Annotated in this window: 25 protein-coding genes; 7 read left to right on the top strand and 18 right to left on the bottom strand. The window is 62.3% G+C overall.

All coding sequences use genetic code 11. The annotated features are described in order from the left end of the window. Positions 1-24 precede the first annotated feature (24 nt). The 5 genes from argE to V3W27_RS06040 all read right to left on the bottom strand — a co-directional run bounded on the left by argE (position 25) and on the right by V3W27_RS06040 (position 4,242). Positions 25-1,173 carry an acetylornithine deacetylase gene (argE, locus tag V3W27_RS06060; RefSeq protein ID WP_330206185.1) on the bottom strand — a complete coding sequence of 383 codons (1,149 nt, stop codon included), beginning with the start codon at positions 1,171-1,173 and terminating at the stop codon, positions 25-27. After that, positions 1,170-1,847 (bottom strand): DUF1028 domain-containing protein, encoded by a 678-nt coding sequence (locus V3W27_RS06055; protein ID WP_330206184.1) that lies wholly within the window; start codon positions 1,845-1,847, stop codon positions 1,170-1,172. Before V3W27_RS06055 ends, argE begins: the two co-directional genes overlap by 4 nt. A 118-nt stretch (positions 1,848-1,965) precedes the next feature. Continuing rightward, the gene (locus V3W27_RS06050; protein WP_003225869.1) at positions 1,966-2,382 is read right to left on the bottom strand and encodes a RidA family protein; all 417 of its coding nucleotides are present in this window, start codon (positions 2,380-2,382) and stop codon (positions 1,966-1,968) included. 58 nt (positions 2,383-2,440) lie between these two features. Beyond that, on the bottom strand, positions 2,441-3,760 hold the full coding sequence (locus tag V3W27_RS06045; protein ID WP_330206183.1) for a flavin-containing monooxygenase: 1,320 nt from the start codon (positions 3,758-3,760) through the stop codon (positions 2,441-2,443). A 251-nt stretch (positions 3,761-4,011) separates the two neighbouring features. Beyond that, positions 4,012-4,242, bottom strand: coding sequence for a hypothetical protein (locus tag V3W27_RS06040; RefSeq protein WP_027613005.1), 231 nt, complete (start codon positions 4,240-4,242; stop codon positions 4,012-4,014). Between the two features lie 41 nt (positions 4,243-4,283). Between V3W27_RS06040 and V3W27_RS06035 the strand changes: the two genes are divergently transcribed. After that, on the top strand, positions 4,284-4,652 hold the full coding sequence (locus V3W27_RS06035; protein ID WP_330206182.1) for a lysozyme inhibitor LprI family protein: 369 nt from the start codon (positions 4,284-4,286) through the stop codon (positions 4,650-4,652). A gap of 31 nt (positions 4,653-4,683) precedes the next feature. Here V3W27_RS06035 and V3W27_RS06030 read toward each other — a convergent pair whose 3' ends face one another. From V3W27_RS06030 to V3W27_RS06010, 5 genes are all read right to left on the bottom strand, one after another. Then, complete coding sequence (locus tag V3W27_RS06030) at positions 4,684-6,813, bottom strand: TonB-dependent receptor family protein (protein ID WP_330206181.1); 2,130 nt, start codon at positions 6,811-6,813, stop codon at positions 4,684-4,686. Between the two features lie 203 nt (positions 6,814-7,016). Then, entirely contained in the window at positions 7,017-8,561 is a 1,545-nt protein-coding gene (locus V3W27_RS06025; protein ID WP_330206180.1) for a class I SAM-dependent methyltransferase, read from the bottom strand. A gap of 226 nt (positions 8,562-8,787) precedes the next feature. Continuing rightward, a complete protein-coding gene (locus V3W27_RS06020) occupies positions 8,788-9,282 on the bottom strand; it encodes a PaaI family thioesterase (protein ID WP_330206179.1) in 495 nt (164 codons plus the stop codon). An 8-nt stretch (positions 9,283-9,290) separates the two neighbouring features. After that, positions 9,291-10,448, bottom strand: coding sequence for a GGDEF domain-containing protein (locus tag V3W27_RS06015; RefSeq protein WP_330206178.1), 1,158 nt, complete (start codon positions 10,446-10,448; stop codon positions 9,291-9,293). A gap of 103 nt (positions 10,449-10,551) precedes the next feature. Next, the gene (locus tag V3W27_RS06010; protein WP_247268964.1) at positions 10,552-10,800 is read right to left on the bottom strand and encodes a hypothetical protein; all 249 of its coding nucleotides are present in this window, start codon (positions 10,798-10,800) and stop codon (positions 10,552-10,554) included. Between the two features lie 170 nt (positions 10,801-10,970). On the opposite strand from V3W27_RS06010, the gene V3W27_RS06005 reads away from it, so the two are divergent. The 3 genes from V3W27_RS06005 (at position 10,971) to V3W27_RS05995 (ending at position 13,213) form a co-directional block, all read left to right on the top strand. After that, positions 10,971-11,615, top strand: coding sequence for an ATPase (locus tag V3W27_RS06005; protein WP_202368508.1), 645 nt, complete (start codon positions 10,971-10,973; stop codon positions 11,613-11,615). A gap of 86 nt (positions 11,616-11,701) precedes the next feature. Next, entirely contained in the window at positions 11,702-12,043 is a 342-nt protein-coding gene (locus V3W27_RS06000; RefSeq protein WP_095136448.1) for a hypothetical protein, read from the top strand. A 216-nt stretch (positions 12,044-12,259) separates the two neighbouring features. Continuing rightward, positions 12,260-13,213 (top strand): bifunctional helix-turn-helix transcriptional regulator/GNAT family N-acetyltransferase, encoded by a 954-nt coding sequence (locus V3W27_RS05995; protein WP_330206177.1) that lies wholly within the window; start codon positions 12,260-12,262, stop codon positions 13,211-13,213. On the opposite strand, the gene V3W27_RS05990 is transcribed toward V3W27_RS05995, so the two are convergent. After that, positions 13,205-13,843, bottom strand: a complete 639-nt coding sequence (locus V3W27_RS05990) for a TetR family transcriptional regulator (protein ID WP_330206176.1) — start codon at positions 13,841-13,843, stop codon at positions 13,205-13,207. The two genes, V3W27_RS05995 and V3W27_RS05990, sit on opposite strands and share 9 nt — an antisense overlap. Before the next feature lie 111 nt (positions 13,844-13,954). On the opposite strand from V3W27_RS05990, the gene V3W27_RS05985 reads away from it, so the two are divergent. Beyond that, positions 13,955-14,611 carry an O-methyltransferase gene (locus V3W27_RS05985; RefSeq protein ID WP_330206175.1) on the top strand — a complete coding sequence of 219 codons (657 nt, stop codon included), beginning with the start codon at positions 13,955-13,957 and terminating at the stop codon, positions 14,609-14,611. Positions 14,612-14,637: 26 nt separating this feature from the next. Here the strand turns inward: V3W27_RS05985 and V3W27_RS05980 are convergent, their stop codons facing one another. Both V3W27_RS05980 and V3W27_RS05975 read right to left on the bottom strand, forming a co-directional pair. Further along, on the bottom strand, positions 14,638-15,117 hold the full coding sequence (locus tag V3W27_RS05980; protein ID WP_330206174.1) for a GNAT family N-acetyltransferase: 480 nt from the start codon (positions 15,115-15,117) through the stop codon (positions 14,638-14,640). A 52-nt stretch (positions 15,118-15,169) separates the two neighbouring features. After that, positions 15,170-16,066, bottom strand: a complete 897-nt coding sequence (locus V3W27_RS05975) for a LysR family transcriptional regulator (RefSeq protein ID WP_177408971.1) — start codon at positions 16,064-16,066, stop codon at positions 15,170-15,172. A 168-nt stretch (positions 16,067-16,234) separates the two neighbouring features. Here V3W27_RS05975 and V3W27_RS05970 point away from each other — a divergent pair, with 168 nt between their 5' ends. Next, complete coding sequence (locus tag V3W27_RS05970) at positions 16,235-17,245, top strand: zinc-dependent alcohol dehydrogenase family protein (RefSeq protein WP_097090345.1); 1,011 nt, start codon at positions 16,235-16,237, stop codon at positions 17,243-17,245. 27 nt (positions 17,246-17,272) lie between these two features. Here V3W27_RS05970 and V3W27_RS05965 read toward each other — a convergent pair whose 3' ends face one another. The 5 genes from V3W27_RS05965 to V3W27_RS05945 form a co-directional block, all read right to left on the bottom strand. Then, the gene (locus V3W27_RS05965; RefSeq protein WP_330206173.1) at positions 17,273-18,292 is read right to left on the bottom strand and encodes an XdhC family protein; all 1,020 of its coding nucleotides are present in this window, start codon (positions 18,290-18,292) and stop codon (positions 17,273-17,275) included. 11 nt (positions 18,293-18,303) lie between these two features. Then, positions 18,304-19,656, bottom strand: a complete 1,353-nt coding sequence (locus V3W27_RS05960; protein ID WP_330206172.1) for a c-type cytochrome — start codon at positions 19,654-19,656, stop codon at positions 18,304-18,306. 17 nt (positions 19,657-19,673) lie between these two features. Further along, complete coding sequence (locus V3W27_RS05955) at positions 19,674-21,926, bottom strand: xanthine dehydrogenase family protein molybdopterin-binding subunit (protein ID WP_330206171.1); 2,253 nt, start codon at positions 21,924-21,926, stop codon at positions 19,674-19,676. After that, positions 21,926-22,381: a (2Fe-2S)-binding protein gene (locus V3W27_RS05950; protein WP_027613020.1), complete on the bottom strand. Its 456-nt coding sequence runs from the start codon at positions 22,379-22,381 to the stop codon at positions 21,926-21,928. Before V3W27_RS05950 ends, V3W27_RS05955 begins: the two co-directional genes overlap by 1 nt. 88 nt (positions 22,382-22,469) lie before the next feature. Beyond that, positions 22,470-23,402, bottom strand: coding sequence for an AraC family transcriptional regulator (locus tag V3W27_RS05945; RefSeq protein WP_330206170.1), 933 nt, complete (start codon positions 23,400-23,402; stop codon positions 22,470-22,472). A gap of 243 nt (positions 23,403-23,645) precedes the next feature. Between V3W27_RS05945 and V3W27_RS05940 the strand changes: the two genes are divergently transcribed. After that, the gene (locus tag V3W27_RS05940; protein ID WP_330206169.1) at positions 23,646-24,842 is read left to right on the top strand and encodes an MFS transporter; all 1,197 of its coding nucleotides are present in this window, start codon (positions 23,646-23,648) and stop codon (positions 24,840-24,842) included.

The raw sequence follows: 24,842 nt of genomic DNA, 5'->3' as shown, positions 1-24,842 counted from the left end.
AGGCAGGCAGTCAGGCCGAAAGGATCAGGCGCGAATCGAGGCCAGCATCCGTTGCAGCATCGCATCGCAGGCATCGAGTTGCGCACGACTGACAAACTCGTCCGGTTTGTGCCCCTGATCCATGCTGCCGGGGCCACAGACCACGGTGGGAATACCCGCAGCATCGAACAGCCCGCCCTCGGTGCCGAACGCTACGGTGCCGTATTCCCGTGAACCGCAAAACGCCGCAATCAGCTCCGCCGCCTGACTCTGCGCATCGGTAGCCAGGCCGGGATAAGCCGACAGCTCACTGAAACGAATCGCACTGTGCTCGCTCACTGCCCGCATTCGCGGTAGCACCTGGTGCTCGGCGTAAGCCTGCAACTGTTGTGCGACCTGGGTTGGATCCTGCGAGGGCAGGGCGCGGATTTCGAAGTCGAAGCGACAGTCGGCAGGGACGATGTTCAGCGCTTTACCGCCGCTGATCACTCCGGTCTGCACCGTGCTGTAGGGCGGATCGAAACGTGCGTCGTGATGCTCGGGTGCTTTCAGTTGCTGGCCGATGCGCCCAAGCTCACCGATCAGCTCGGCGGCGTACTCGATGGCGTTGACCCCCAGCGGTGCGTAGGCCGAATGACACGGATGACCGTGCACATCGCAGCGCATCGCCAGTTTGCCTTTATGGCCGAGCACCGGTTTCAACTCGGTCGGTTCACCGATGATGCACAGCAGCGGTTTGACTGGGCGCTGCTGCAGCTCGGCGAGCAACGAGCGCACGCCGAGGCAACCGACTTCTTCGTCATAAGACAGGGCGATGTGCACCGGCATGCGCAGCTCTGCAGCGACCAGCGCCGGCACCAACCCCAGCACGCAAGCGATGTAGCCCTTCATGTCGGCGGTGCCGCGCCCGAACAGCTTGCCGTCGTGCTCGCTGAGTTCGAACGGCGCAACAGTCCACGGCTGACCGTCGACCGGCACCACATCGGTGTGACCCGAGAGCACAATGCCCGATTGCCCGGCCGGGCCAATGGTGGCGAACAGATTGGCCTTGCTGCGCTCGGCGTTGTAGATCAGCTCGCACGGCACATTGAAGCCTGCGAGGTAATCACGCACGAACTCGATCAGTTGCAGGTTGGATTCGCGGCTGGTGGTGTCGAAGCCCACCAGCGTCCTGAGCAACCCGACGCTGTTCATCGATCATCACCGGCAACGCCATAACCCGGCGCCTTGGCCGGGTCGAGTGCGCGGTCGATGTAGTCCTGCAACTGCGGCTGATAGGCGTCCCAGAGTTTTTGCAACTGGCCGATCGGGTCTTCGTCGGCCCAATCAACGCGCAAATTGACGATCGGCCAGGTCTGTTCGCCGACCACCACCACGGCCGCCGAATGCACCGGCCCGGCTTCGCCACCGAGGGCTTGTGCGGCGTGCAAGGCCTTGAGCAAGCGGTCGGCCAACTGGCCTTCGCCGTCCTCAAAGGCACTCACCATCGCTTCGATTACCGAGCGCCCGGCGAGCATGTTGCCGGCGGCCACGCATTGTTCGCCGCAGACTGCGTTGTGCACGCCAAGGGTTTGGGCACCGCTGAAATGCGCGGTCTGGCCGAGGTGGTTGATCGCGGTGATCTGCCGGTATTGGCTGTAGCCGTTGCGAGTCAGCACCTGGTCCAGCGCAGCGTCGGGCGCGTGGCCTTGCTCCATCAATGCAAGGACTTCCGGGCCGAGGGATGGCAGGGTGATATTCTGGCTCGACACCGCGCCGACACCCGGCAACAGCCACGGGCAACGCGCGCCGACGGCGATGCTGGAGGAACTGATGGCGACACCGAACTGGCCGGTTTCGGGGCAACGGGCTGCGATTGAAAAGGTCATCTGTTTACTCCTTGTGTGTCTTGACTGGCCTCATCGCGAGCAGGCTCACTCCTACCTTGAAATGCGTGCCCTTGTAGGAGTGAGCCTGCTCGCGATGGCCGCGACTCGGTCTTCCGACTTACTCGGGAATCACCGCCACCACATCAATCTCCATCAGCCACTGCGGCTGCCCCAGTGCCGACACCACCAGCCCGGTGGAGATCGGGAACACGCCTTTGAGCCACTTGCCGACTTCCTGATAAACCGGCTCGCGGTAGCGCGGGTCGATCAGGTAGGTGGTGGTCTTGACGATATGGCTCATGTCGCTGCCGGCTTCTTCCAGCAGTTGCTTGACGTTGCGCATCGCCTGTTCGGCCTGCGCACGCGGATCACCGAGGCCCACCAGATTGCCGTCGAAATCAGTGCCGACCTGACCCCGGACATACACGGTATTGCCGGCGCGCACGGCCTGGCACAGATCGTTGTCCAGGGTCTGGTTAGGGTAGGTGTCCTTGGTGTTGAACATACGGATGCGGGTGTGGGTTGGCTTGCTCATGTACAGCTCCAGACTGAGTGTTCAGCGGCGCACCGGGCACCGCCGCGAAAGAGGGAAATCAGGCGTCGACGGTGTCGGCGGCTTTGGTGTTGGCGCTCGAATGCAGGGCGGCTTCACGCTGCTCGGCATCCTTGTAATCGAGGTATTTACGCTGGGTGGCGATGTGGTCGGCCACGTGTTTGGCGTCATGCCACACGCCCCAGATGAACGACGAACCGCGCCGCGACTGCCATGGCAGCCCAAGGAAATACACCCCCGGCTCGCTGGACACGCCACGCTGATGCTGCGGTTTGCCCTTGTCGTCAAACGCGGCGACCTGCAGCCAGGAATAGTCCACGGCGAACCCGGTGGCCCAGATGATCGAAGTGATCCCGGCCTTGGCCAGATCCAGATCGAGCAGCGGATTTTTCACGCACTCGGGATCCGCATAGGTTTCGCGTGCTTCAGGTTCTTCCGGCAGGTCGAGACCGTTGCGCTCGATGTAGGCATCCGCGGCATCCAGCAGCGCCAGATAGTTTTCGTCGCCACGCTTGAGGTTGTCGCGCAGATCCTGCTTGAAGGTCACCACGCCGTTCCTGAACGACTCGGTCACGCCTACCAGGGTCATGCCGCGATGGGCCAGACCACGAAAATCGATGGTGCGCCCGCCATGCGCGCCGCTGACCGCGATGGTCACGTGCTCACGGCCGGGTTTCATTGCTGCCTGATCCCACTCGCCGAGCACACCCAGCCACCAGCAGAAATCACGGTTGCGATAGGCACGCGGCGGACGGTCATGCGCACCTACCGACAGATAGACCTGCTTGCCGGAACGCTGCAATTCATCGGCAATCTGCACGCCGGACGATCCGGCACCCACCACCAGCACCGCGCCGGCGGGCAGTTGCTGCGGATTACGATAATCAGCGGAGTGGATCTGCAACAGACGCGGGTCTTGCGGGGCGATCGGCGGGATCACCGGGCGCTGGAACGGCCCGGTCGCTGCAACCACGCGGCTGGCTTCGATCACCCCTTCGGAGGTCTCGACGGTGAAGCCCGGACGCCCTGCATTGCGTACCACGCTTTTGACCTCGACGCCGGTGCGGATCGGCGCGTTGAATTTCTTCGCATAGGCTTCGAAATAGTCCGCGACGCGCTCCTTGGGGGCGAAACCATCGGGGTCGACATCATCGAATTCCAGCCCCGGAAAGCGGTCGTGCCACGCCGGACCGTTGGCCACCAACGAGTCCCAGCGCCCGCTGCGCCAGCGTTCGGCAATGCGGCTGCGTTCCAGCACCAGATGCGGCACACCGAGTTTGCTCAGGTGCTCGCTCATCGCCACACCGGCCTGTCCGGCCCCCACGACAAGCGTGTCTGTTTTTATTATTTCAGTGGTCATTTCTACATCCTTCCTGGCAAGGCAAGTGGATTCGGATCGCTTCAGGCTTGTCCGTTTTGCTTGCGGTCAGACTAGGCAGGAGGGGGGTATCGGTAAAATATTATTAAGCTGGGATGTGAATACAAATTGCTGAAGCAGAAGGGGTGAAGCCAGTAAAAACGCGGCTTGCAGGGCAGGGGCGGGTTGTCCCGGGCGGGAAAACCCGGGACAGACAAGGAAAATTTCTCCTTTAAGGAGGGGGGAGTGTCGCGTCAGTTGCCGTCGGCAACCTTGCGTTCGATCGCATCGGTCTTGCGCTTGAGTTCCTCGGCCTCCTGTTCCTTGGTGCGGATCGAAGTTGGCGTCAGCACCTCGTCTACTGCTTTGGTGTCGTCGTCACTGTCCTGCAGATCCCGGCGAACCACATCCACCGGTTTACCCGCCGCATCGAGCGGTGGTGCGTTATGAGGGGTTGCAGGCTTGCGGTCATCGGTGTTTTTCATTTTTCATACCTCCATTGGCTTACAACGTTGGATACGACGACATGACGCGAGTTCGAGAAATTTCACGGGTGACCGCTGCCGCCCTCGGCTGTGCGCTGCTGATCGCTGCCAATTCGGCACACGCCGCCAGTTTCGACTGCGCCAAGGCCCGGGCGGCGGACGAAAAAGCCGTCTGCGCCAGCCGCACGCTGAACGATCTGGACGTGACCATGGGCGAGCTGTTCAGCCTCGATAAACGCCTGCTGCCGATGGGCGGGCGCGATGCTCTGATCGGTGAGCAGCAGGCCTTCCTCAAAAGCCGCAAGGCCTGTGGTGCGAAGGTCGATTGTTTGACTGACCTGTATCAGAAGCGCGTCGTTGCCCTGCGCAGCATCATCGAGACGCGGGTGATGACGCAGGGGCCGTTTTGACCCGCTGCGTTTGTCTGGTCAGGTCATGCCGTCAAAGCAAACTCCACGACACCCCGACATAGACCCCCAACCCTTCACCCGGCGTAGACCGCGCCGCATCCAGGCCCTTGTCGTCATACCCCGGCGTGACGGTGGCGGCGTAGTGTTTGTTGGTCAGGTTGCGCAGGTCGAGCCAGGTCTGCCAGTCGTTTTTCGGCGCGTTGTAGCCGACGGTGGCGCCGAACAATGCGTAGGGATCGGCGTAGTAGCTGTTGGCGTAATCCACTGCGACCTTGGACACCAGTTGTGTGTTGACCGCTGCGAAGAAACCTTGTGGCCAGTCGTGGCGCAGTTCGCCCTGGTAGTAGTGCATTGGCAGGCCGGGCAGGCGGTTGTCGCCGAAACGCTGGTCGTCGCGGTAGTGGAAATCGCTGAAGGTGTAGGCCTGGCGCAGGCTCAATTTACGTCCGTCGGCGGCTGACCACAGCGTGCTCTGCAGGCTGGCTTCCACGCCTTGGTGCACGGTGGGGCTGGCGTTGAGTTCGTACGGGGTGACGGCGTTGGCATCCGGCAGTACCGACAGCAATTCGTGGCGCACCTGCGCGTAGTACCACGCCAGGCTCCACTGGCCGAGGGTGCTGTCGCCGCGACCGCCGAGTTCGAGGGTGGTTGCGGTCTGGTTCTGCAGTTTGATCGGGTCGCTCTGGGTGCCGGTCGCCGCACCGTTGCCGGCCGGGAAGCGGATGTTCGAGCTGTAGATCAGCGACCACGGGTGCGGTGCTTCGACCGAACGGCTGAGGTTGCCGAACAGTTGCAGGTCCGGCGTGACCTGATAGCGCAGACCCAGTCGTGGCGCGTAATCCCAGTCGTTCAGGCTGGTCTTGCCGCCGCTTTGCGGGTAGGTGACGGCGCTTTCGCGGCGGGTGTAGATGGCGGCGAGACCGGTGGTCAGCCACAGGTCGTCGGCGATTTCCAGGTCGTTGCCCACGTGCAGAACGGTGTCCGAACCCTGATAGGTGAAGTTGCGCATGCGGGTGCCCGGGGCATACGCGGCGGTGTTGCCGGACGGGATGCGCACGAACTCACTGGCGCCGTCGTTGGGCAGGTGTTTGGTGGTGCGCAGGCCCACAGTGCTGCGGCTTTCCATGCCAAACAGGGTGTCGCGGCGCTTGTAATCGAACGTGCCGCTGACGTCGGTGTAGGCCACTTTCAGACGGTTCGGGCCTTCGCGCAGGTCCATCGGGTAGTCGTGATAGACCAGCCCGGTCTTGATGCTCGAATCGTCGTCGATGTAGTAGGTGGTCTTGTTGCCGATGAAGGTGCTGCCCGGTTGTTTACGGCTGTCATCGCGCGTCACGTAGGCCGGGTTGGCCGCCCGTGGAGTGTGCTCGATCGAGTGTTTGGTCACGCGGCCGGCGAGGTCGTTGTCGGTCTCGCGATAGCGGAAGTAGAAGCGGGTTTCCAGGTTCGGATTGAAGCGATAACCGAAGTTGGCGATCACGCCTTTGCTCTCGCTGGCAGTGTGATCCTGATAGCCGTCGGCGTTCGAGTCGGTCAGCGACACGTAGTAATCGAAGTCGCCCAGCACCTGCCCGGAACTCACCTGACGCTGCTGATAACCGTGGCTGCCGGTGGCATAGCGCACCTGCAATTTCGGCGCGTCGTAGCCGGTGTGGCTGACGTAATCGATGGCGCCACCCAGTGCCAGTGCACCGCGATCAAAGCCGTTGGCGCCGCGCAGCACCTCCACATGGTCGAGCCACAGCGGTTCGAGCAATTCGTAAGGCGTGCCGCCGGGGCCGGTCAGCGGCAGGCCGTCGAGCATCGTGTACAACCCCGAAGCGTGCGCGCCCGGTGCGCGGTTGATCCCCGAACCTCGGATCGAGATTTTCACCCCTTCATTACCCGCCGATTGCGCGTAGACCCCAGGCTGATACGCCAGCACATCCTGATTGCTCGCCACCCGGCCCTGCAACGGCGAACGCATGTCGACCACATTGCTGCCGCCGGGCACTTGCGCCAGACGCGCTTGGGCCTCAGCGACGGAGGCATCTGCACCGCTTTGTTCTTCAGCCGAAATCAGTACCTGTCCCAACTCCATGCTTTTGGGTTCCTCGGCCATGACCGGGCAGGCGAGGGCCAGGCCCAGCAGGGCAGAGGGCAGGGATTTGGGTGACGGCATCGAAGAAACTCCAGGCAGACAGGAACGGGCAATGAACAGTGCGACGCAAGAAGGAACGACGGAAACACATGGCAATTTTGCTTTTTTAACGGGGTGCTGCGTGGCAGGCGGGGGCAGGATTGCTCAGGAGGCGGCAGTCAGGGGCATACACGCAGACGACTGGCCGGGCTCTATCGCGGCCAGTCGTCCGGCGTATATCTGGATCAAGCAATCTTCAGCGCCATGAGAATGTCCAGCGGTGTCTGGGCAAATGCCCGGGCCTGTTCGGTCATCTCGGCAAGGTTTTCTTCGGCCGTGAGCAGCGGCTGGTCACCCTTGTGCAGCACTTCGCCCTGATCACCGATGACGGCCCACGCCAACTGCGCCCAGTCTTGCGGGTCGGTCATGCCTTGCTTGATCGAAATCAGGAACAACTGCTGCACGCGGCTGATCGGTACGCCACCGCCGGTGACCGGACTGGCCAGCACCTGAATGTTGTTGTTGAACAGCGCGCGTTTGCACAGTTGCAGGTTGAGAGTGTCGCAATGTTCCTGCACCTGCCTTTCGGCGGCTTCGCTCTGGCACGGGGCGGCGACACCCATACCGATCAGCACGGTGACGGCCTGCACCAGGTCGTCATAAGACACGGCGCCGACGGCCATCGACAACTGCTGCAAGGTTTTCGCTTCGTAGGCATTGGCGGCGAGCGCGGCGAGCACCGGGCGGTAAATGTCCGCCTGTAAGGACGCTTCGCCCGCAGGGCCTGAGACCGTGCCGGGAATGCTCTCAATCGCTTGCAGCAGGACAAAACGGCTTCTCAGCAGCCCATCGCGCTGCTCGGCGGCAGACAGCCGATTGGCGCCGCGTACGTACAGATCCCGGCGAAAGTTCTGATTGATGAAGTAGTCGCGCGCCTGTTCGCGCATGATCGGGTGCTCGATACCTTCCAGAAAGTCCATGCCCTCTGCACTCAGATTCAGCGCAGCCACGGTGTCCAGCGGTACGGCCGTAGTGGCGTAGTCGAGTTTGGCTGCGGTCATGGCATCGACCACGTCGATGAAATACTTGCAGTCCCAGTCGCGGTTGAAATACTCGTGGGCCACGTACTGACGGTTCTGGCCCTTGATGCTCTGCAACTGGGCACCCAGGGCCGGCGCCGCTCTGGCGTACTTCGGATTGGCCGCCAGCAGCGTTTCGGAAAACTCCATCGCGGCATCGATGCGTTTGGCCGGGCTGGTCGAGGCCTGGCTGGCAAAGCGATTGTGCAGGCTGAACAGATTGCGCAGTGGCGCCGAAGGCGACCAGCCCGGGAAGCAGTTGTAGCTGACGTACAACATTCCGCCGGGCTTGAGGTGGCGACGGGCGAACTCGACGATCAGTTGCTGATTGTCGCGGCTGACCCAGGACCAGATGCCATGCAGGCTGATGCTGTCGAACGCCGGCAGATCATCGCGGGCCAGCAGTTGCTCGAAACTGTCGTCATACAGACGGGCCTGGCTGTTCCAGTCGTTCGCCAATGCGATGGCATGCGCGGCCTGAGAGGGCGTGAAGTCGGTGCCGACGTAGTTGCCCGGGTTGGCGGCGGCGTGGATGTTGATCGAGACACCCTGGCCAAAGCCCAGTTCGCAGTGGTAGCCGCCGCTGCCTTCCAGGGTGGCAAAACCGCGCAACAACAAACAAAAACGCTGGAACACCGGGTTGATTTCCCGGCTGTACGAGTAGGTGTAGCCCTCGTCGGTGAAATACCCTTCGTTCCAGGCATTGCTCATGGGTGCATCCTTCAATTCGCGAGTGAGAGCCGCTCTTATAAGGGTTGGCAATGTGCACCACAAGCGGAAAAACATGTAAGTGAATCTTACGATTGCCGAGGCGTTTAGACGTCTGTCTGCCATCGCTGCTGTGGGCCGCAAATCGGTCTTGCAGTCTTTCGGGCCAGCGCCCGGGTTAATTCGAGCACCATGCCCTGTAGGAGCTGCCGCAGGGGCGCGTGTGGAGTCAGCGGCCGTGCGCCGCGTCCGCCAGTTGCCCGGTATCGACCCGCACGAACACCGAATCGCCCACCGCCGTCAGCACTTCTCCGGCGTACACCTCGCAGATCACCCGAGTTTTGCGCCCGACGTCGCCCTCGACCCAGGCGCGCAAGGTCAGGGTGACGCCCATCGGTGTGGGTTTGATGAACTTGATGCCGAGGTTGCCGGTGACGCAGTCGATGCGCGGCAGGCTGCCCGGTGCACGCTGTTCGGCGCGGTAGTGGTAAGCCATCGCGGTCCAGTTGGAGTGGCAGTCGACCAGCATTGCCAGCAGGCCTCCATATACCAGGTCCGGCCAGCCACAGTATTTGTCGTCCGGCAGGTGTTCGGCCATGACGTGCACGCCGTCTTCGTGCCAGTAGCTTTTGACGTGCAAGCCATGGGGGTTGCGGCCGCCGCAGCCGTAGCAGACGCCTTCGGGGGCGGCGAGGTCTTGCAGAGGCGTTTCGGAACGGGTCATGGGTCTGATCATCCTGAAGTGGTGAGTCCGGTCAGGCGCAGGCGGTTGCGCCCACCGCGCTTGGATTCGTAGAGCGCGGCGTCGCCTTGTTCGATCAATGCCGCAAGACTGGCCGGAGGCTGGTTGAACAGGGTGGCGCCGATGCTCAGTGTCACCGGTTCGGCGGTGGGGAAGGTCTGGGCGGCGCTGCGCTGAAATTGATCGCGCAGGGCGTCGCCCAGTCTGACGATGTGATCACTCGGCGCGTTGCTCAGCAAAATCACGAACTCGTCGCCGCCCAAACGGGCGGCCAGCGCCTCGTCGGTGGTCTCGGCGCGGATCATTTCGCTCAACGCCACCAGCAAACGGTCGCCGGCGCTGTGGCCGTACTGATCGTTGACCGATTTGAAGTTGTCGATATCGATCAATAGCAGGGCGCCGGGATGCGCCGCAGACACGCCCCGCAGCAGGCCCGGCGCGCGCATGTCGAGGGCGCGGCGATTGTAGAGCGCGGTCAGTGGATCGCGGGCGGCCAGTCGGGCGATCTGCTCCTCGCGCCGGTAGCGTTCGGTGCCGGTCATCGACAGTGCGATCAGCATGATCGCCATCGCGCCCTCGACCAGCGAGATCTGGATGATTACGCCACGGAATGCAGCCAGGTCGATCAGCGTGCCGGGGATCACCACGGTCAGGGCCTTGGCCACATAGAAGATGCCGTGACCGAGCAGCACATAGCGCAATTGCACCGCACCGACGCTCAGCGATTTGCCATGCGGGCGCAGCAGCAGGCTGGCCTTGAGCGTCGAGGCAGCGACCAGCAGCGAGTTGGCGGCCAGCATGACTTTCGACCACAACGGCCCGTCCGGCAGCAACAGCAAAACCAGCCAGGTGACGAAAATCAGGTACCAGGCGCGTGACAGGCGGATCTGCGTAAAGCGCGCCACCCCCAGCAGAAACAGGAAGTGCGCGGTCACCAGCAAGCCGTTGGCGAACCAGATGCCGATCAGCAAAAAGCCGTTGCTGCGCAGCAGGGCCAGGGTGGAACCGATGGTGATGGTGGCGAAACCGGCGCTCCAGAACAGCAGCGAAGGCTCACGAATACTGCGCCACTCGACCGCCAGATACAGCGCGGCGGCGGCTGCGAGAGCGATCGAGATGGTCAGCATCGTTGGTGGGTCGAGCGGCATTTCCGGGGGAGCCTGTCAGAAGGTCGGTAAGGCCGCCGATTGTAAGCGTTCGGGGCCGTTTTGGCAGGCGCCGCATACGATCGTCACCGACCGGCGTCCACGCTCATTCGTGAGGCGTGAGCCAGGTGTCGACGACCCGCCGGTCCAGTTCTTCCCAATAAGCCATGCCCAGCACCCGCGTGGTGTTCAACCCGCGCAAATAGCCGCGCAACTGATTGGCGGTATCGCGCTTGAGACGCGCATCGGTGATGGCCTTGTCAAGCAACACGCTTTCGTACTGCACCAGGTATTCCGCCACCCGCTCGCGAAAGTCGGGCAGAACCGCGTCGCGGATCAGGTCAAAGGTTCTCAAATCGGCTTCCTCACTGTTGTTTTAGTCATTGGGGATGAGTGTGTACCCGTCTTTATCGTGCGCAACTATCGCTAGAAGTAATAGTGACCATCACGAAACGCAAGTTCAGCTTTGCTGGCAATAGGCGGAAAATTGCCTTCATTGAAAACGCAGCTCAAGGAAATTGCGCGATGAAGACACTGACCCGACTGGCGCTGACCGCTCTGCTGATGAGCGGCATGGTAGCCACGGCACCGTCTTACGCCGACGACGCCTGTGCGTGTCATCTTCAGCCAATCGCCGGCAGCAGCGCGACTTTGCAGCATTCACAGACCGTGGGTGTGTTGTACAGCGAAAACACCCGGGAAAACCTGCAATACCTGACGCGCTACCACGACATGGCGCTGCACGGTGCCAAGGATGCACTGGATTCGCGAATCCGCGCCGCCTTTGTCAGCAGCTCCGACCCGGAACTGGCGATCGACTGGTTGCTCAGCTCGTTGCAGCGCCAGTTCATGTCGGTGACTGTTTACGACAACCTCGATGCACTGATTCTGGCGCATCCGGACATTGTGGTGAAACTCGACACCTTCAATCGCCTGCTGACTCAGCAGAACAGCCTGTACGAGGCGCATTTCATCGCGCGTTTCTACGATGCCGACCTGCAGTACATCGGCAAAGCCGAGGGCTCGGTGGAGAAACAGATTTCGTCGGTCTGGGTACACGACAAAGCGGCGCACGAGATTGCCGCGCAGATCGAGCAGCAACGTGACCTGCAACTCAATGCCTTGAAGCAGTTCGATGCCTCGCTCAAGGCGCTGGTGGCTTCCAGCTGAACACTCAAAACCAAAAGGGCAGCGGCGGCGCCGTGACGCTGAATCGCTGCCAGATGAACCGAACCTTTATTTTCAGGATGACCCCGATGCGTGCTTTGTTTGCCCCGACCCTGGCCGTTGCTTCCTTGCTGCTCGCCGGTTGCGCCTCCGCACCGAACGACCCGACGCTGACCTTGCAGACCAACAAGACTCCGGCGCAATACGCCGATTGCGTGGTGCCGAAGCTGCAGGGCAGTGCGCTGAACCCGACCGTTTCGCAGACCCAGCGCAGCTACCGGATCGTGGTGCCGAGCAAGGTGTCGGCAGACAACGTGCTGGAAGCCTACAAGGCCGGCAACGGCGGCAAGGTGTTCATCTACGAGCGCCACTTGCTGGCCTCGAATTTCCTGCCTTCCAGTTTTGAACGCGCCGCCCAGGACTGCATCTGACCGGCTGCGCAAACCGTTTTAACCGAGCTCCTTTGGTTGGCCGCAACCAGCCAATACTTTGCCCCGCACCTCATTCGGTTGCGGGGCTTTTTTTGTCTGACGTTTGCTGCGGTGTTGATGTCGACACGCTGACGTTTGCCCGGCGTGGTCGGCTGCTTGCGTCGGCGAAGGGGAATATGGTTGTATAGTACAACTAAATTTCAGCGGTGATGTGTCATGAGTATCCCTTCAGCCTTGATCGAAGAAATCCGTACAGCGTCGCGCACGATGGTGCGTGAATTCGGTTTCCTGCGCGCCACCCTGGCGGCGACCGACTATTCCGCCTCCGGCGTGCACGCCTTGCTGGAAATCGAAGCCGGGGACGGCGTCAGCGCTGCACAACTGGCGCAAAGCCTTGGTCTGGAAAAGTCCAGTGTCAGCCGCATGGTCGGCAAACTGATCAAGGCCGGGGAGATCGAGGAGCGTGCCGCCGAGGACGCCCGGGTCAAGCATCTGCACCTGACGGCGCAGGGCCGGCAGACCGTCGCCGACATTCATGCCTACGGCCAGGCCCAGGTCAGCAAGGCATTGGACACGCTCAATCCGTCGCAACAACAGAGCGTGGCGCAGGGCCTGTCAACCTACGCGCATGCGCTCAAGACCATCCGTCTGGGCGCCGACCGGCCACTCACGCCGAACCTGCACATCAGCGCCGGCTATCGCCCCGGGCTGATCGGCCGCGTGGCGCAAATGCATGCGGATTATTATTCGCGGCATTCCGGTTTCGGCGCGATCTTTGAAAGTCGCGTCGCCCGTGAAACGGCGGAGTTTGTCGGGCGTCTCGATCAACCCTGCAACCAGATCTGGGTAGCCACGCTTGATGAGCGCATCGTCGGCTCAATCGCAATCGACGGCCAGGATCTGGGTAACAATCAGGCGCATCTGCGCTGGTTCATCCTCGACGACGGCTGCCGCGGCAGTGGCGTCGGCCGGCAACTGCTGAGCGCGGCAGTGGAGTTTTGCGATCAGCAGGGTTTTGACGCGATCCAGCTCTGGACCTTCAAGGGCCTAGACGCCGCGCGCCGACTGTACGAAGCGGCCGGGTTCGAATTGACCATGGAAGAGCAGGGCAGTCAGTGGGGCAGCGTGGTGACGGAACAGCAATTCACCCGAACAGCCGTCTCACGCTGAAGGTTGATTCAGCGGCATCACGTAGGCGCTGAACATGTCCGCCAGCCGGTCGGCGAAAGCCGTGATTTCCAGATCGCTGCGCGCAGTGCCGGAAAAGTCTTTGCCCACCGAACTGAGCGTGGTCAGGATCAGATCGCAGGCCGCGATGCGGGTTGGCTCATCGGATTCCGGCAGCAAATGCTGCATGAACGTGGCGAAGATCTGCCGTCCGGCCGTGCGCACTTCGTGGGCCTCGGGCGCATCGCGATACAGCGGCGCCGCGTCATTCAGCGCACCGCGCATCTGCGCTTCCTCGCACTCCGAACGGATGAAAGCCTGCACCAGTGTGCGCAGGCGCGTCAGGGGCGGCTGTTGATGGTTTTCCAGAATCTGCTGCAGCATCTGCGTGGTGTGCAGCCACTCATCACTTTGTAATCGGAACAGGATCGCCGCCTTGTTGGGGAAGTACTGGTACAGCGAGCCGATGCTCACGCCGGCCTTTTCCGCGACCCGTGCGGTGGTGAATCGGGGCGCGCCATGCTCGGTCAAAACCTGAATAGCCGCCTGCAGAATCGCCGCGACCAAGTCAGTCGAGCGTGCCTGCTGCGGCTGTTTGCGCGAGGAAATACGGGCGGTCTGACGATTGCTCATGGGCGGCTCGGGCCTCGGGGGAAACGCGAATAGCGGATCGAGTGAATCACTCGCATCATTTAAATGCGACGAATCACTCGCATCTTAATCCCCCATTGACGGAAAGCAATCATGACCACCCTGACTTCTGAACCATTGGCCAGCCTGATCGAACGCCTCTACAGCCAGGCCAGCGCCGCCACCAGCCCGGTGCTGGAAACGGTGTCGGGCGAGGAGCGCGAGCGCCTGATGCACAGCAAGACCGAGTACCTGCAACTCTACGCCATGCTCAAGGACCTGTGGCTGCCGGTCTCGCGCGACACCGGCAAACTGCTGTACATGCTGGCGCGCAATACCAAGGCCAAAGCGATTGTCGAGTTCGGCACCTCGTTCGGCCTGTCCACCCTGCACTTGGCGGCGGCACTGCGCGACAACGGTGGCGGCGTGCTGATCGGCAGCGAATTCGAACCGTCGAAAATCGCCCTGGCTTGCCATCACTTCATCGAGGGCGGCGTCAGCGATCTGGTGGAAATCCGCGAAGGCGATGCGCTCGTCACACTCGCCAGCGACCTGCCGCCGTCAGTCGACTTGCTCCTGCTCGATGGGGCCAAGGCGTTGTACGGCGACGTGTTGAGGCTGGTGGAAAAACACCTGAAGCCTGGCGCACTGGTGGTGGCGGATAACACCAACTATTGCCCGGAATATCTGGCCCACGTGCGTGCGCCACAGAACGGTTACCTGTCGGTGCCATTTGCTGATGACATCGAGCTGTCGATGCGACTGGGCTGAGTCCTGCTTACCCCAAGGGCAAACCACTACAAACGCATGCCCATTTCGACAGCTCGAGTCTCAAAGCCGAACTCCGCATACATCCGCGCGGCACGGTTATTGAACGGCCAGACGTTCAAACGCAGATCCTGGGCATCCTGTTCGATCGCCCAGTTTTTCACCAGATTCATCAGCCCACGGCCGATGCCCTGTCCCGAAAACTGTTTGGCGACACACACCGAGCAGATGCGAACGACATTCTGCGGTTGCATCAACGGCCCTGAACTGGCCGACAGGCTGGCCGTGATAAACGCCGCAGGTTGATCGTCGACATGGGCGATGAACACAACGTGACCGGGTTTCTCGAACAGCGCTGACCAGTGGGGCAGGTCGCGGGAAAAGTCCGCGGTGGGAGGGGCATAGATGTCGGGGCGGGCAGTGTGATGCACGTCGTTAAGCAATTGCCCCAGCTCACACATGCTCAACGCGTCTGCGCTCGTCGCGGTGCGGTAAGTGATTTGTTCCATGTCGTGCGGTGCTCCTTGATTACGCGCAAGCCGCGAACGGCGCTGTTGATCGTTATTGTTCCAGCCAGTCAGGATAGATCTGCACAAAGTGCTGCTGCAGCCATTCGACAAATACCTGAACTTGCGCAGCCAGGTGCGTGCGGCTGGGGTACAGCAGTGATACCGGGCGCGGGGTGGGCCGATAGGCGCTGAGGATTTCCACCAGGGTGCCGCTGGCCAGATATTCGGCCACGGTGATGCCTGGCGCCTGAATGATTCCAAAGCCCGCTACGCCGCACTGCACGTAGGCATTCGACTCGGTGACGGTGATGCCGGCGTTGCTGATGAACGCGCGGTCTTTGCCTTTGACCGAGAAGTGCCAGGGTAATGTCCTGTTGTTTTGGCCGGAAAGAAAATTCACCCCGCGATGGGCATTCAGATCGTCGAGTGTCCGCGGTTCGCCGTGTTCCTGCAGATACTCGGGGGCTGCGCACGTGACCATGGTTGCCATGGCGATCGGGCGAGCGATCAAGGTCGAGTCCGGTAACTCGCCAATTCGTAACGCGCAGTCGATGCCTTCACCGATCAGGTCGACCGCCCGATCAGTCACGCCCAGCACCATGTCGATCCCGGGGAAGGCGCTGGTGAAGGTTTTCAGGTTTTTGATGAAGTCCAGCTGCGCGAACGCGGTTGGGATATCGACCCGAAGCCGGCCTTCGAGCGTTGCTCCGCTGCGGTCGAACATCGAAGTGGCGGCCGAGATATCCGCGAGAATTTCCTGCACTCGCTCATAGAACAGTTGGCCTTCGGTGGTGAGCGCGACTTTTCTGGTGGTGCGCTGAAACAGACGCACACCCAGGGATGTTTCCAGCTCCTGGATGTAACGGGTGACCTGGGGGCGCCCGATGTCCAGCGATTCGGCGGCTTTAGTGAAGCTGCCGAGCTCGGCAAGCCGAGCGAACAGTCGCATCGATTGCAGCAATTCCATGATCGGGACCTGACGGAATTCAATTGTTGCTTGAGGATAGAATAATCATGTGCCTTTTTGCGTATTTATTGCGCGAGCCCAACAGCGAAAGATGTGCCCAGGCAAATCCTTGGTGGTTTGCAGCCATTGATCCGTTTTTGGAGATTCGCAATGAAAGCCTGGTTACTGAAAGATTTCGGCCTCGACAATCTGCACCTGGAAGAGACAGCGACCCCGCAGCCACAGTCCGGCGAATTGCTGGTAAAGGTCGGCGCCGTGTCCCTCAATTTTCGCGACAAGGCGATTGTTGACGGCATCTACGAGCCGCACATGGTGCCCAAACCGTTGATTCCGGTGAGCGACGCAGCGGGCACCGTGGTCGCGGTGGGTGACGGCGTCAGCCGCTTCAAGGTCGGCGATCGGGTCAACTCGCATCTGTATTCCCGCTGGCTGGATGGCGAGCCGGGGCCGAATGAACCGGACTACTGCTTTGGTTCGCCGCTGCCCGGCGGACTGGCCGAATACATGATCATCCACGAAGACAGCGCCGTTGCCGCGCCGGACAACATGAGCGACGAAGAGGCGGCGACGTTGCCGATTGCTGCGCTCACGGCGTGGTACTCACTGGTCGACTTTGGACAGATCCAGCCCGGTCAGACCGTGCTGGTACAAGGCACGGGCGGGGTGTCGATTTTTGCCGTGCAGATCGCCACGGCGCTGGGCGCCAAAGTGATCGCCACATCGAGTAGCGAGCACAATCTGCAAGCCGTGAAGGAACTGGGAGCGGTCGCGGGCGTGAACTACAGAACGACACCGAACTGGGCCGATGAAGTGTTGCGGCTGACTGACGGCAAAGGCGTGGATCTGCTGCTCGACGTGGCCGGTGGCAACGGCATCAATCAGTCGGTTGCAGCGACCAAGGCTTCCGGGCGCATTGCACAGATCGGTTTCTTGACCGGGCAGACCGTTGCACTCAATCTGATGCCGCTGATTTTCCGCCAGACCACCATTCGCGGTATCGCCGTGGCACCGCGCTCATCCTTCGACCGGATGAACGTCTTCCTCAACCAGCACAAGATTCGCCCGGTGATCGATCAGGTGTATCCGTTCGAGAAAGCGCGCGAGGCGTACGAACATCTGGCGAAGGGCGCGTTTGGCAAAGTGGTGATCAAAGTCGCCTGATATAGGCACAGAGCCAAGCAACGGGGCTCAATGCGATTGCGCCAGACCCTGTTGCGCCTTGGCTCTGGCAATCGAAAACGCCTTCGGCAGGCTGGCGCCATTCTTCGCGGCCAGGATCTCGGCCATCACGCTGACAGCGATTTCCGCCGGTGTCTTGCTGCCAATGTAGATGCCGATTGGCCCGTGCAGCCTTTCGAGTGATGCCTGGGTCTCACCAAAATGCTCGATCAGACGTTCGCGGCGCAGCTGACTGTTGCGCCGCGAGCCGATGGCGCCGATGTAAAACGCCGGGCTGTGCAGGGCTTCGAGCAGCGCCAGATCGTCGAGTCGCGGATCATGGCTCAAGGCGACGATGCAGGTGCGCAGATCAACCGCGAAGTCGCGCACCACGTCATCGGGCATGCCGATGATCCGCTCCACACCGTTCACCGCCCAGGTGTCGATGTATTCGGCACGTGGGTCGCACACCGCGACCTTGAAGCCGTTGAACAGGGCCATGGTCGCCAGATACTCGGCCAGCGCGCCGGCACCGATCATCAGCAGCCGATACCCCGGCCCGAGGGTATTGAGCATCCGTTGGCCATCGAAACTGAATTGCTCCGGGGTGGCCGTGGTTTCCAGCATGACGCGACCGCTATCCAGTGCCAGGCAGCGGCGCACCAGTTGCCCGGCATCCAGTTGCACCAGCAGTTCGTCCAGCACCTGCCATGAGGGATTGAACTCAAGAATCAGCTCAAGCGTGCCGCCACAGGGCAAACCGAAACGATGCGCTTCGTCGGCACTGACGCCGTAGCGCACCACCTCGGGCGCACTGTCCTTGAGGCCGCTGCCGCCATGCGCGGTGGTGTAGCGCTGGATCAGGTCGTCCTCGATGCAGCCGCCGGACACGCTGCCGACCACGCGCCCGTCGTTACGCAAGGCCATCATCGACCCTGTCGGGCGCGGCGAAGAGCCCCATGTGCGCGCCACCGTGGCGAGCAACACTCGCTCGCCGGCGGCGAGCCAGTCCCGCGCGGTGCGCAGGACCAGCAAGTCGATGCTTTCCATCAAACGTTCCTCTAACGCATTTGCAGGATGATCGGGCTGCTGCTGGCCGGATCCGTGCGTTCACGCAGTTTGTTGACCGCCTGCGCTTCAACGGCACCACCCTGATTGCCCCAGGTGCTGCGCATGAAGCTCAGCACTTCGGCGATCTGTTGATCCGATAACTGTTCACGGAATGCCGGCATGCGATAGGCGTCCGGTACTCCGGCGGCCACCACCCGCTGCGAACCGTTGAGGGTGATGTTGATCGCCGAGGCACTTTCCTTGGCCAGTGCCGAGGTGGCGCCGGCCAGCGGCGGCATCCATTCCGACTGGCCCTTGCCGTCCAAACCGTGGCACGAAGCACAGCGCGTGACGTAGGTATGAGCACCGGGCGCGTCCAGACGTTCCGTCGCCGAAACCGTTTGGTACTGCCATGGCTGGCCGTCGCGCTGACGGTCCCCCGGCAATGACTTGAGATAGCGGGCGATCGCGGTCAGATCGTCATCGCTCATGAACTGCGTCGAGTTGTTGAACGCCTCGGTCATTGAGCCATAAACCACTGCATGTTTGTTACGCCCGGTCTTGAGGAACTGCACGATCTCCGGTTCGCTCCAGCGGCCCAGACCGGTGTTGTGGTCGTCACGCAGACTTGGCGCGTACCAGCCATCAAGCAAGGCGCCGGCGAGGTACGGCGTGGCGGATTCATCCAGAGCCTTCTCGTTGAACGCCAGACCGCGCGGCGTATGGCAACTGCCGCAGTGCCCGGCGCCTTGCACGAGATAAGCGCCGCGATTCCACACGGCATCCTGCGACGGTTTGGCCACGTAAGGCTCGGTATCGACGAAGACACCGTTCCACAACGCAATCGGCCAGCGCAGGTTCAATGGGAAAGGAATCGCACTCGGGATATTCGCTTGCTTGACCGGTGCCACGCCTTTCATGAAGAACGCGTACAGCGCCCGCACATCATCGTCACTGAGCTTGGCGTAGGACGGGTAGGGCATCGCCGGGTACAGACGACGGCTGTCGGGTGCCACGCCGTGGCGTACCGCACGGTCGAAGTCCGCCAGGCTGTAGCGACCGATGCCGGTTTCCGGCTCCGGGGTGATGTTGGTCGCGTGGATCGCGCCCAGTGGTGTAGCCATTTCCAGGCCGCCAGCGAACGGCGCACCGCCCGGCACGCTGTGGCATGCCACGCAGTCGCTGAGTCGGGCGACGTATTCGCCACGAGCGACCAGCGCCGGGTCGATATCGGCCACGGCGGTGTGGTTGTTTTCAAGGCGCGAGACAGGCTCGCGGGTGACATACCAGGCCAGCAGGCCTGCCGCGACCAGGCACGGCACTGCCAGCCAGCCTGCGGTTCTTGCGAATCGGCTGTTATTCATGGACGCTCCGGCGCTGATCAAGTGAAGGTGTGGCGGCTCATGGGCAGGCTGCGCACCCGCTGGCCGGTCAGCGTTGCCACCGCATTGGCGACGGCGGGCGCGACAGCGGGCAACGGTGGTTCGCCGATGCCGCCCATTTTTTCCCCGCTCTCGACAACACGCACGTGGACCCGGGCCATCCGCGCAGGCGGCAGGATCGGATACAGGTCGTAGTTGCGCGCGCGCGGTTTGCCATCAATCCACACGGCTTCCTCCACCAGGGTCTGCGACAGGCCCAGCGCCACCGCGCCATTGACCTGTGCTTCGACAATCGCCGGATTGACGATGCTGCCGGGGTCGATCGCCTGCCAGATGTCGTGCACCTTGACCTGACCGTTCTCGATGGAGACCTCGGCGATCACCGCCGTCTGGGTACCGAACGGCGAAGCCATTGCCACGCCTCGCGCACGTTTGCTGCCGTCCGCCGCGGTGAACGGCCCACGCTTCCAGCCACCCGACAGCTCGCCCACGGCTTGCAGCAGCGTGGTCAGTCGCGGGTTGTCGCGCAGCAGATGCAGGCGCAGTTCGAACGGGTCCTTGCCGCCCTTGTCAGCCAGTTCGTCAAGGAATGACTCATAGAAGAAGTCGTTGAGCGAATTGCCCACCGAACGCCAGTAACCCAGCATCGCCGGGCCTTTGGCGTAGATCTGCGCGATGCGCTTGTTGGGGATCGCATAGGACTTGCCCGACAAGCCTTCAAGCGCCGTCGGGTCGAGTTTTTCACCCTGTTTGCCGGCCAGCGCCTCGGTCGGGCCTTCGGTGGCGCTGATCGCTTCGATTGCCAGCGGCCAGCCGTCGTTGTCCAGCGCGGCGCGGAAATTCACGGCGGCTACAGGACGCAGCACATCGCGCAGGAACTCTTCTTCGCGGCTCCAGATCAGTTTGACCGGGCGACCAACCGCTTTCGATAACTCGATCGCCTGCGGGTAGGGACTGGCGGCATCGTAGAGGAAATGCCGACCGAAGAAGCCCCCGAGCAATGGCGAATGCAAGGTGATGCGCGACGGATCCAGCCCGGTGCGTTTGGCGATGTCGGCACGAAACATGTCCGGCGCCTGATTCGGCAGCCAGACTTCCAGCGAACCGTCGGGATTGAAGCGGGCCAGCGCCGACGGCGGCTCCAACTGACCGTGGTTCAGGTACTGGTTGTGGTAGGTGGCGTCGATCCGGGTCTTGGCACTTGCCAGAACTGCAGCCACGTCGCCCTCATTTTCATCATCCCTGGCCGGGCCTTTGTCGTCAGCCAGGCGCTGGAGCCAGGCGTCACTGGAAAAGTCCGCAGGCATCGAGCGTACCTGGCTGTCGGCTGTGGGTTCCTGCCAGTCGACCTGTATTGCTTCCACTGCACGTTTGGCGTGCCACCAGCGCTCGGCGACCACCGCCACGGCCCCCGGCAGACGATGCACGGAATGCACGCCTTTCATCGCTTTGACCTGCTCTTCGTTGCGCAGGTTGCCCACGGTCATCCCCAGACGCGGGGCATGTTGAACGGCGGCGTGGAGCATGTCGTCGACCTTCAGATCGATGCTGTACAGCGCCTTGCCCGTGGACTTGTCGTAGGCATCGACGCGCTTCACCGGTTTGCCGATCCAGCGGAACTGGCTCGGATCACGCAACTGCACCGAGGCCGGATCGGGCACCGGCAGATCCATGGCGTGCTCGGCCAGTTCGCCGTAGGCCACCGAACGCCCGGACTTGGCGTGCACGACTTTGCCGGGTTCGGTGCTCAGTTCGCTGACCGGCACCCCAAGTTTCTGCGCACCGGCCTGCAGCAGCATGGCGCGGGCGAGGGCGCCGAGGCGGCGCATCACCGGGTAACTCATGCGCACCGACATGCTGCCGCCGGTGATGCGCATACCGTTCTCCATCACCACATAGGCTTCGCCGGGCGGCGCGGCTTCGACCAGGAATGTCGACGGGTCGGCATCCAGTTCTTCACCGACGATCTGCGCCATCGCGGTGAACGTACCTTGTCCGCCTTCCATGAACGGGCAGAGCAGGCGCACGCGGTTGTCCGGGCGAATTTCCAGAAACGCCGGCACCTGCGTGCCGCGCTCGGCAGTCGCGGCCGCCACTGCCGCTTGCACCCGAGTCGTGCCCAGCGGCAGGCCGAAACCGAGCACCAGTGCGCCGACAGCGGTGCCGGCCAGGAAACGTCTGCGCGACACGTTGATTGGTTCGTGCAGAGCCAGTGCTGATGCTTCCTGAGCAGGATCGATACGCACGTTCATCAGGCGTCTCCCTTGCCGGCCAGTTCATGCACGGCTGCATGAATGGCGTTGTACGTGCCGCAGCGGCACAGGTTGACCATCGCCGCCTCGATCTGCGCGTCACTCGGCTTGGGGTTTTGCTTGAGCAGCGCCGTGGCCGCCATCACCTGCCCGGACTGGCAGTAGCCGCACTGGGCGACCTGCAGATCAACCCAGGTCGAGACCACGCGTTTGCCGACATCATCGGCCTCGATCGCCTCAATGGTGGTGACCTCGCGGCCGACCACGCCGGCCACCGGCGTGACGCATGAGCGCACCACGTTGCCGTCCACCAGCACGGAACAGGCGCCGCACTGCGCCAATCCACAGCCGTACTTGGTGCCGGTCATGCCCAGATCATCGCGGATCACCCACAGCAGGGGCGTATCGGCGTCGGCATCGACCTGATAGGTTTTCTGGTTGATTCGTAGTTCCATGGTTCACCCGCTCGATCATCGGTTGACGTGCATTTTTATAAGCGGTGAAACGCTGCGTGGCGCCTCACCGGTAAAGCGTGTTCTTTGCTCAACTGGCCGCGTTGCCCAGTGCTTCTGCGGCGAAGGGTTCGCCACGCAGTAGCGCGATGTCACGACTGGGTGCGGTGCCGTACAGGCGTGCGTATTCACGGCTGAACTGCGAGGGACTTTCATAACCGACCGCAAACGCCGCTCGCGAAACGTCCAGGCGCTCCATCAACATCAGCCGGCGCGCCTCGTTCAATCGCAGCCATTTCTGGTACTGCAGCGGGCTCATGCCGGTCAGTTGGCGGAAGTGATGGTGAAAGGTCGGTGCGCTCATCTGCACCCGCGCCGCCAGCTCATCGATGCGCAGCGCCGCGGTGTAGTTGACCTTGAGCCAGTCGATGGCTTTGGCGATGCGATAACCCTGGCCATCGACGGCCGTGATCTGCCGCAGCCGCGCGCCTTGATCGGTATGGAGCAGCCGATAGTGGATTTCCCGCAGCACCAGCGGCGCCAACACCGGGATCGCCTCGGGCTCGTCGAGCAATGCCAGCAGGCGCTCAAGCGCGCCTTCCAGCGCGCACGACAGGTTGCCAATGCCAGCGCCGGTGTTCGTCGACGGCTGCCGTTTCGCAGGCAAGCCACCTTTGCTGAGGATCTCGGCGAGCATGCCGACATCCAGTCTCAGCACCAGCCCGACACAGGGCTGTTCGGGGCTGGCGAGCATCACTTCGGAATTGGCGGGCAGATCCAGCGAGGTGACCAGAAACCGCGAAGGGTCGTAGCGGTAACCCTCACCGCCGACCCACAAGCGCTTTTCCCCACGGCCCACCAGAATCAGGCTCGGCTCGATCATGCACACGGTCGGTGGCGCCGGCTGATCACGACGAAACAGCGACAGGCCGGGTATCGACGTGGCGAAGTCACCCGCTACGCTCACGCGCGAGTCAATGTTCAACGCCAGAGGTGATTGGTGGCGCAGCGGGGTAGGGATCATGTCGGGCAACTCCTGTTGAACGAACTCTAATCCGCTGCACAGGCGATTCCTATACACCACCCTGCATCCTCAGAGGATCAGGCAAGCATTCAAGAGGAATGCACTAGGGCAGAGGTGAATCGACCGGGAGAATGTGTCAAACCATTACAGGAGAGCCGCGATTCGACAACGCGATCCTCGCACCGTGAAAAACAGTGCGTCCGGGTAATCGCCCGGACGCCTCTCGCAATACAGGTAGTTCCCATGACTTCCCTTTCTACAGAACAACGCGGCTGGAGCGCCGTGCTGGCCATGTCGCTGGCCGCCTTCGCCCTGGTCGCTTCAGAATTCATGCCGGTCAGTCTGCTGACGCCGATTGCCGCCGAACTGCACATCAGCGAAGGTCAGGCTGGGCAGGGGATTTCCGTGTCCGGTGCATTCGCCCTGATGACCAGTCTGGTGATTGCAGCGGTCGCCGCTCGTGTCGAGCGCAAGAAGTTGCTGTTGGGGCTGACGTTGCTGATGATCGTCTCGGGCACGGTGGTCGCGTTCGCGCCGGGCTACCCTTCGTTCATGTTCGGGCGGGCCCTGATCGGCATCGCGATCGGCGGTTTCTGGTCGTTGTCGGCGGCAACCGCGATGCGTCTGGTGCAGCCTCATCAAGTGTCCCGGGCGCTGGCGATCGTCAACGGCGGAAACGCGCTGGCGACGGTAATCGCCGCTCCGGCGGGGAGTTTCCTCGGCGCGTTGATAGGCTGGCGCGGCGCGTTCTTCTGTGTGGTTCCGGTCGCCGCGCTGGCCGCCATATGGCTGCTGATCAGTCTGCCGTCCTTCAAGCTTGAGCGTCAGGCCGGTAGCGGCAACGCCCTGCGGCTGATGAAGCAATGGCCAGTCGCCTTGGGGATGGTCGCTGTCAGCGTCTTTTTCATGGGGCAATTCATGCTGTTCACCTACCTGCGGCCCTTTCTGGAGGTCGTCACCGGGGTCAGTGTTGCAACCCTGTCGTTGATGCTGCTGGGGCTGGGGCTTGCCGGTTTCATCGGGACCTTTGTGATCGAAAGATTCCTCGGTACTGGCCTGTACCGCACGCTGACAGTTATCCCGCTGATAATGGCGGTCATTGCGCTGGCGCTGGTCAACTTCGGCGCTTCGCCGCTGCTGACTGCGGTGCTGCTCGGACTCTGGGGACTGGTCGCCACGGCGGCGCCCGTTGGCTGGTGGACCTGGCTGGCGCAGACGCTGCCGGAGGATGCCGAAGCCGGCGGCGGGCTGCTCGTGGCCATCGTGCAACTGGCAATCGCCGGAGGGGCCATCGTCGGTGGACTGGCGTTTGATCTGAGCGGTTATAAAGCCACCTTCGAACTGAGCGCGGCGGTGTTGGTGATTGCGTCGGTGCTCGCTTGGTGCGCCGGTCGCAGTGCGACTGAAGTTCATCTGGTCGAGTCGAACGCGGCCGGCTGA

The organism is Pseudomonas sp. AM14(2022), assembly GCF_036346455.1.
Lineage (GTDB): Bacteria > Pseudomonadota > Gammaproteobacteria > Pseudomonadales > Pseudomonadaceae > Aquipseudomonas > Aquipseudomonas putida_A.
Note: the sequence above shows the minus strand (reverse complement) of the source record. Positions and strands in the feature narration are given on the sequence as shown.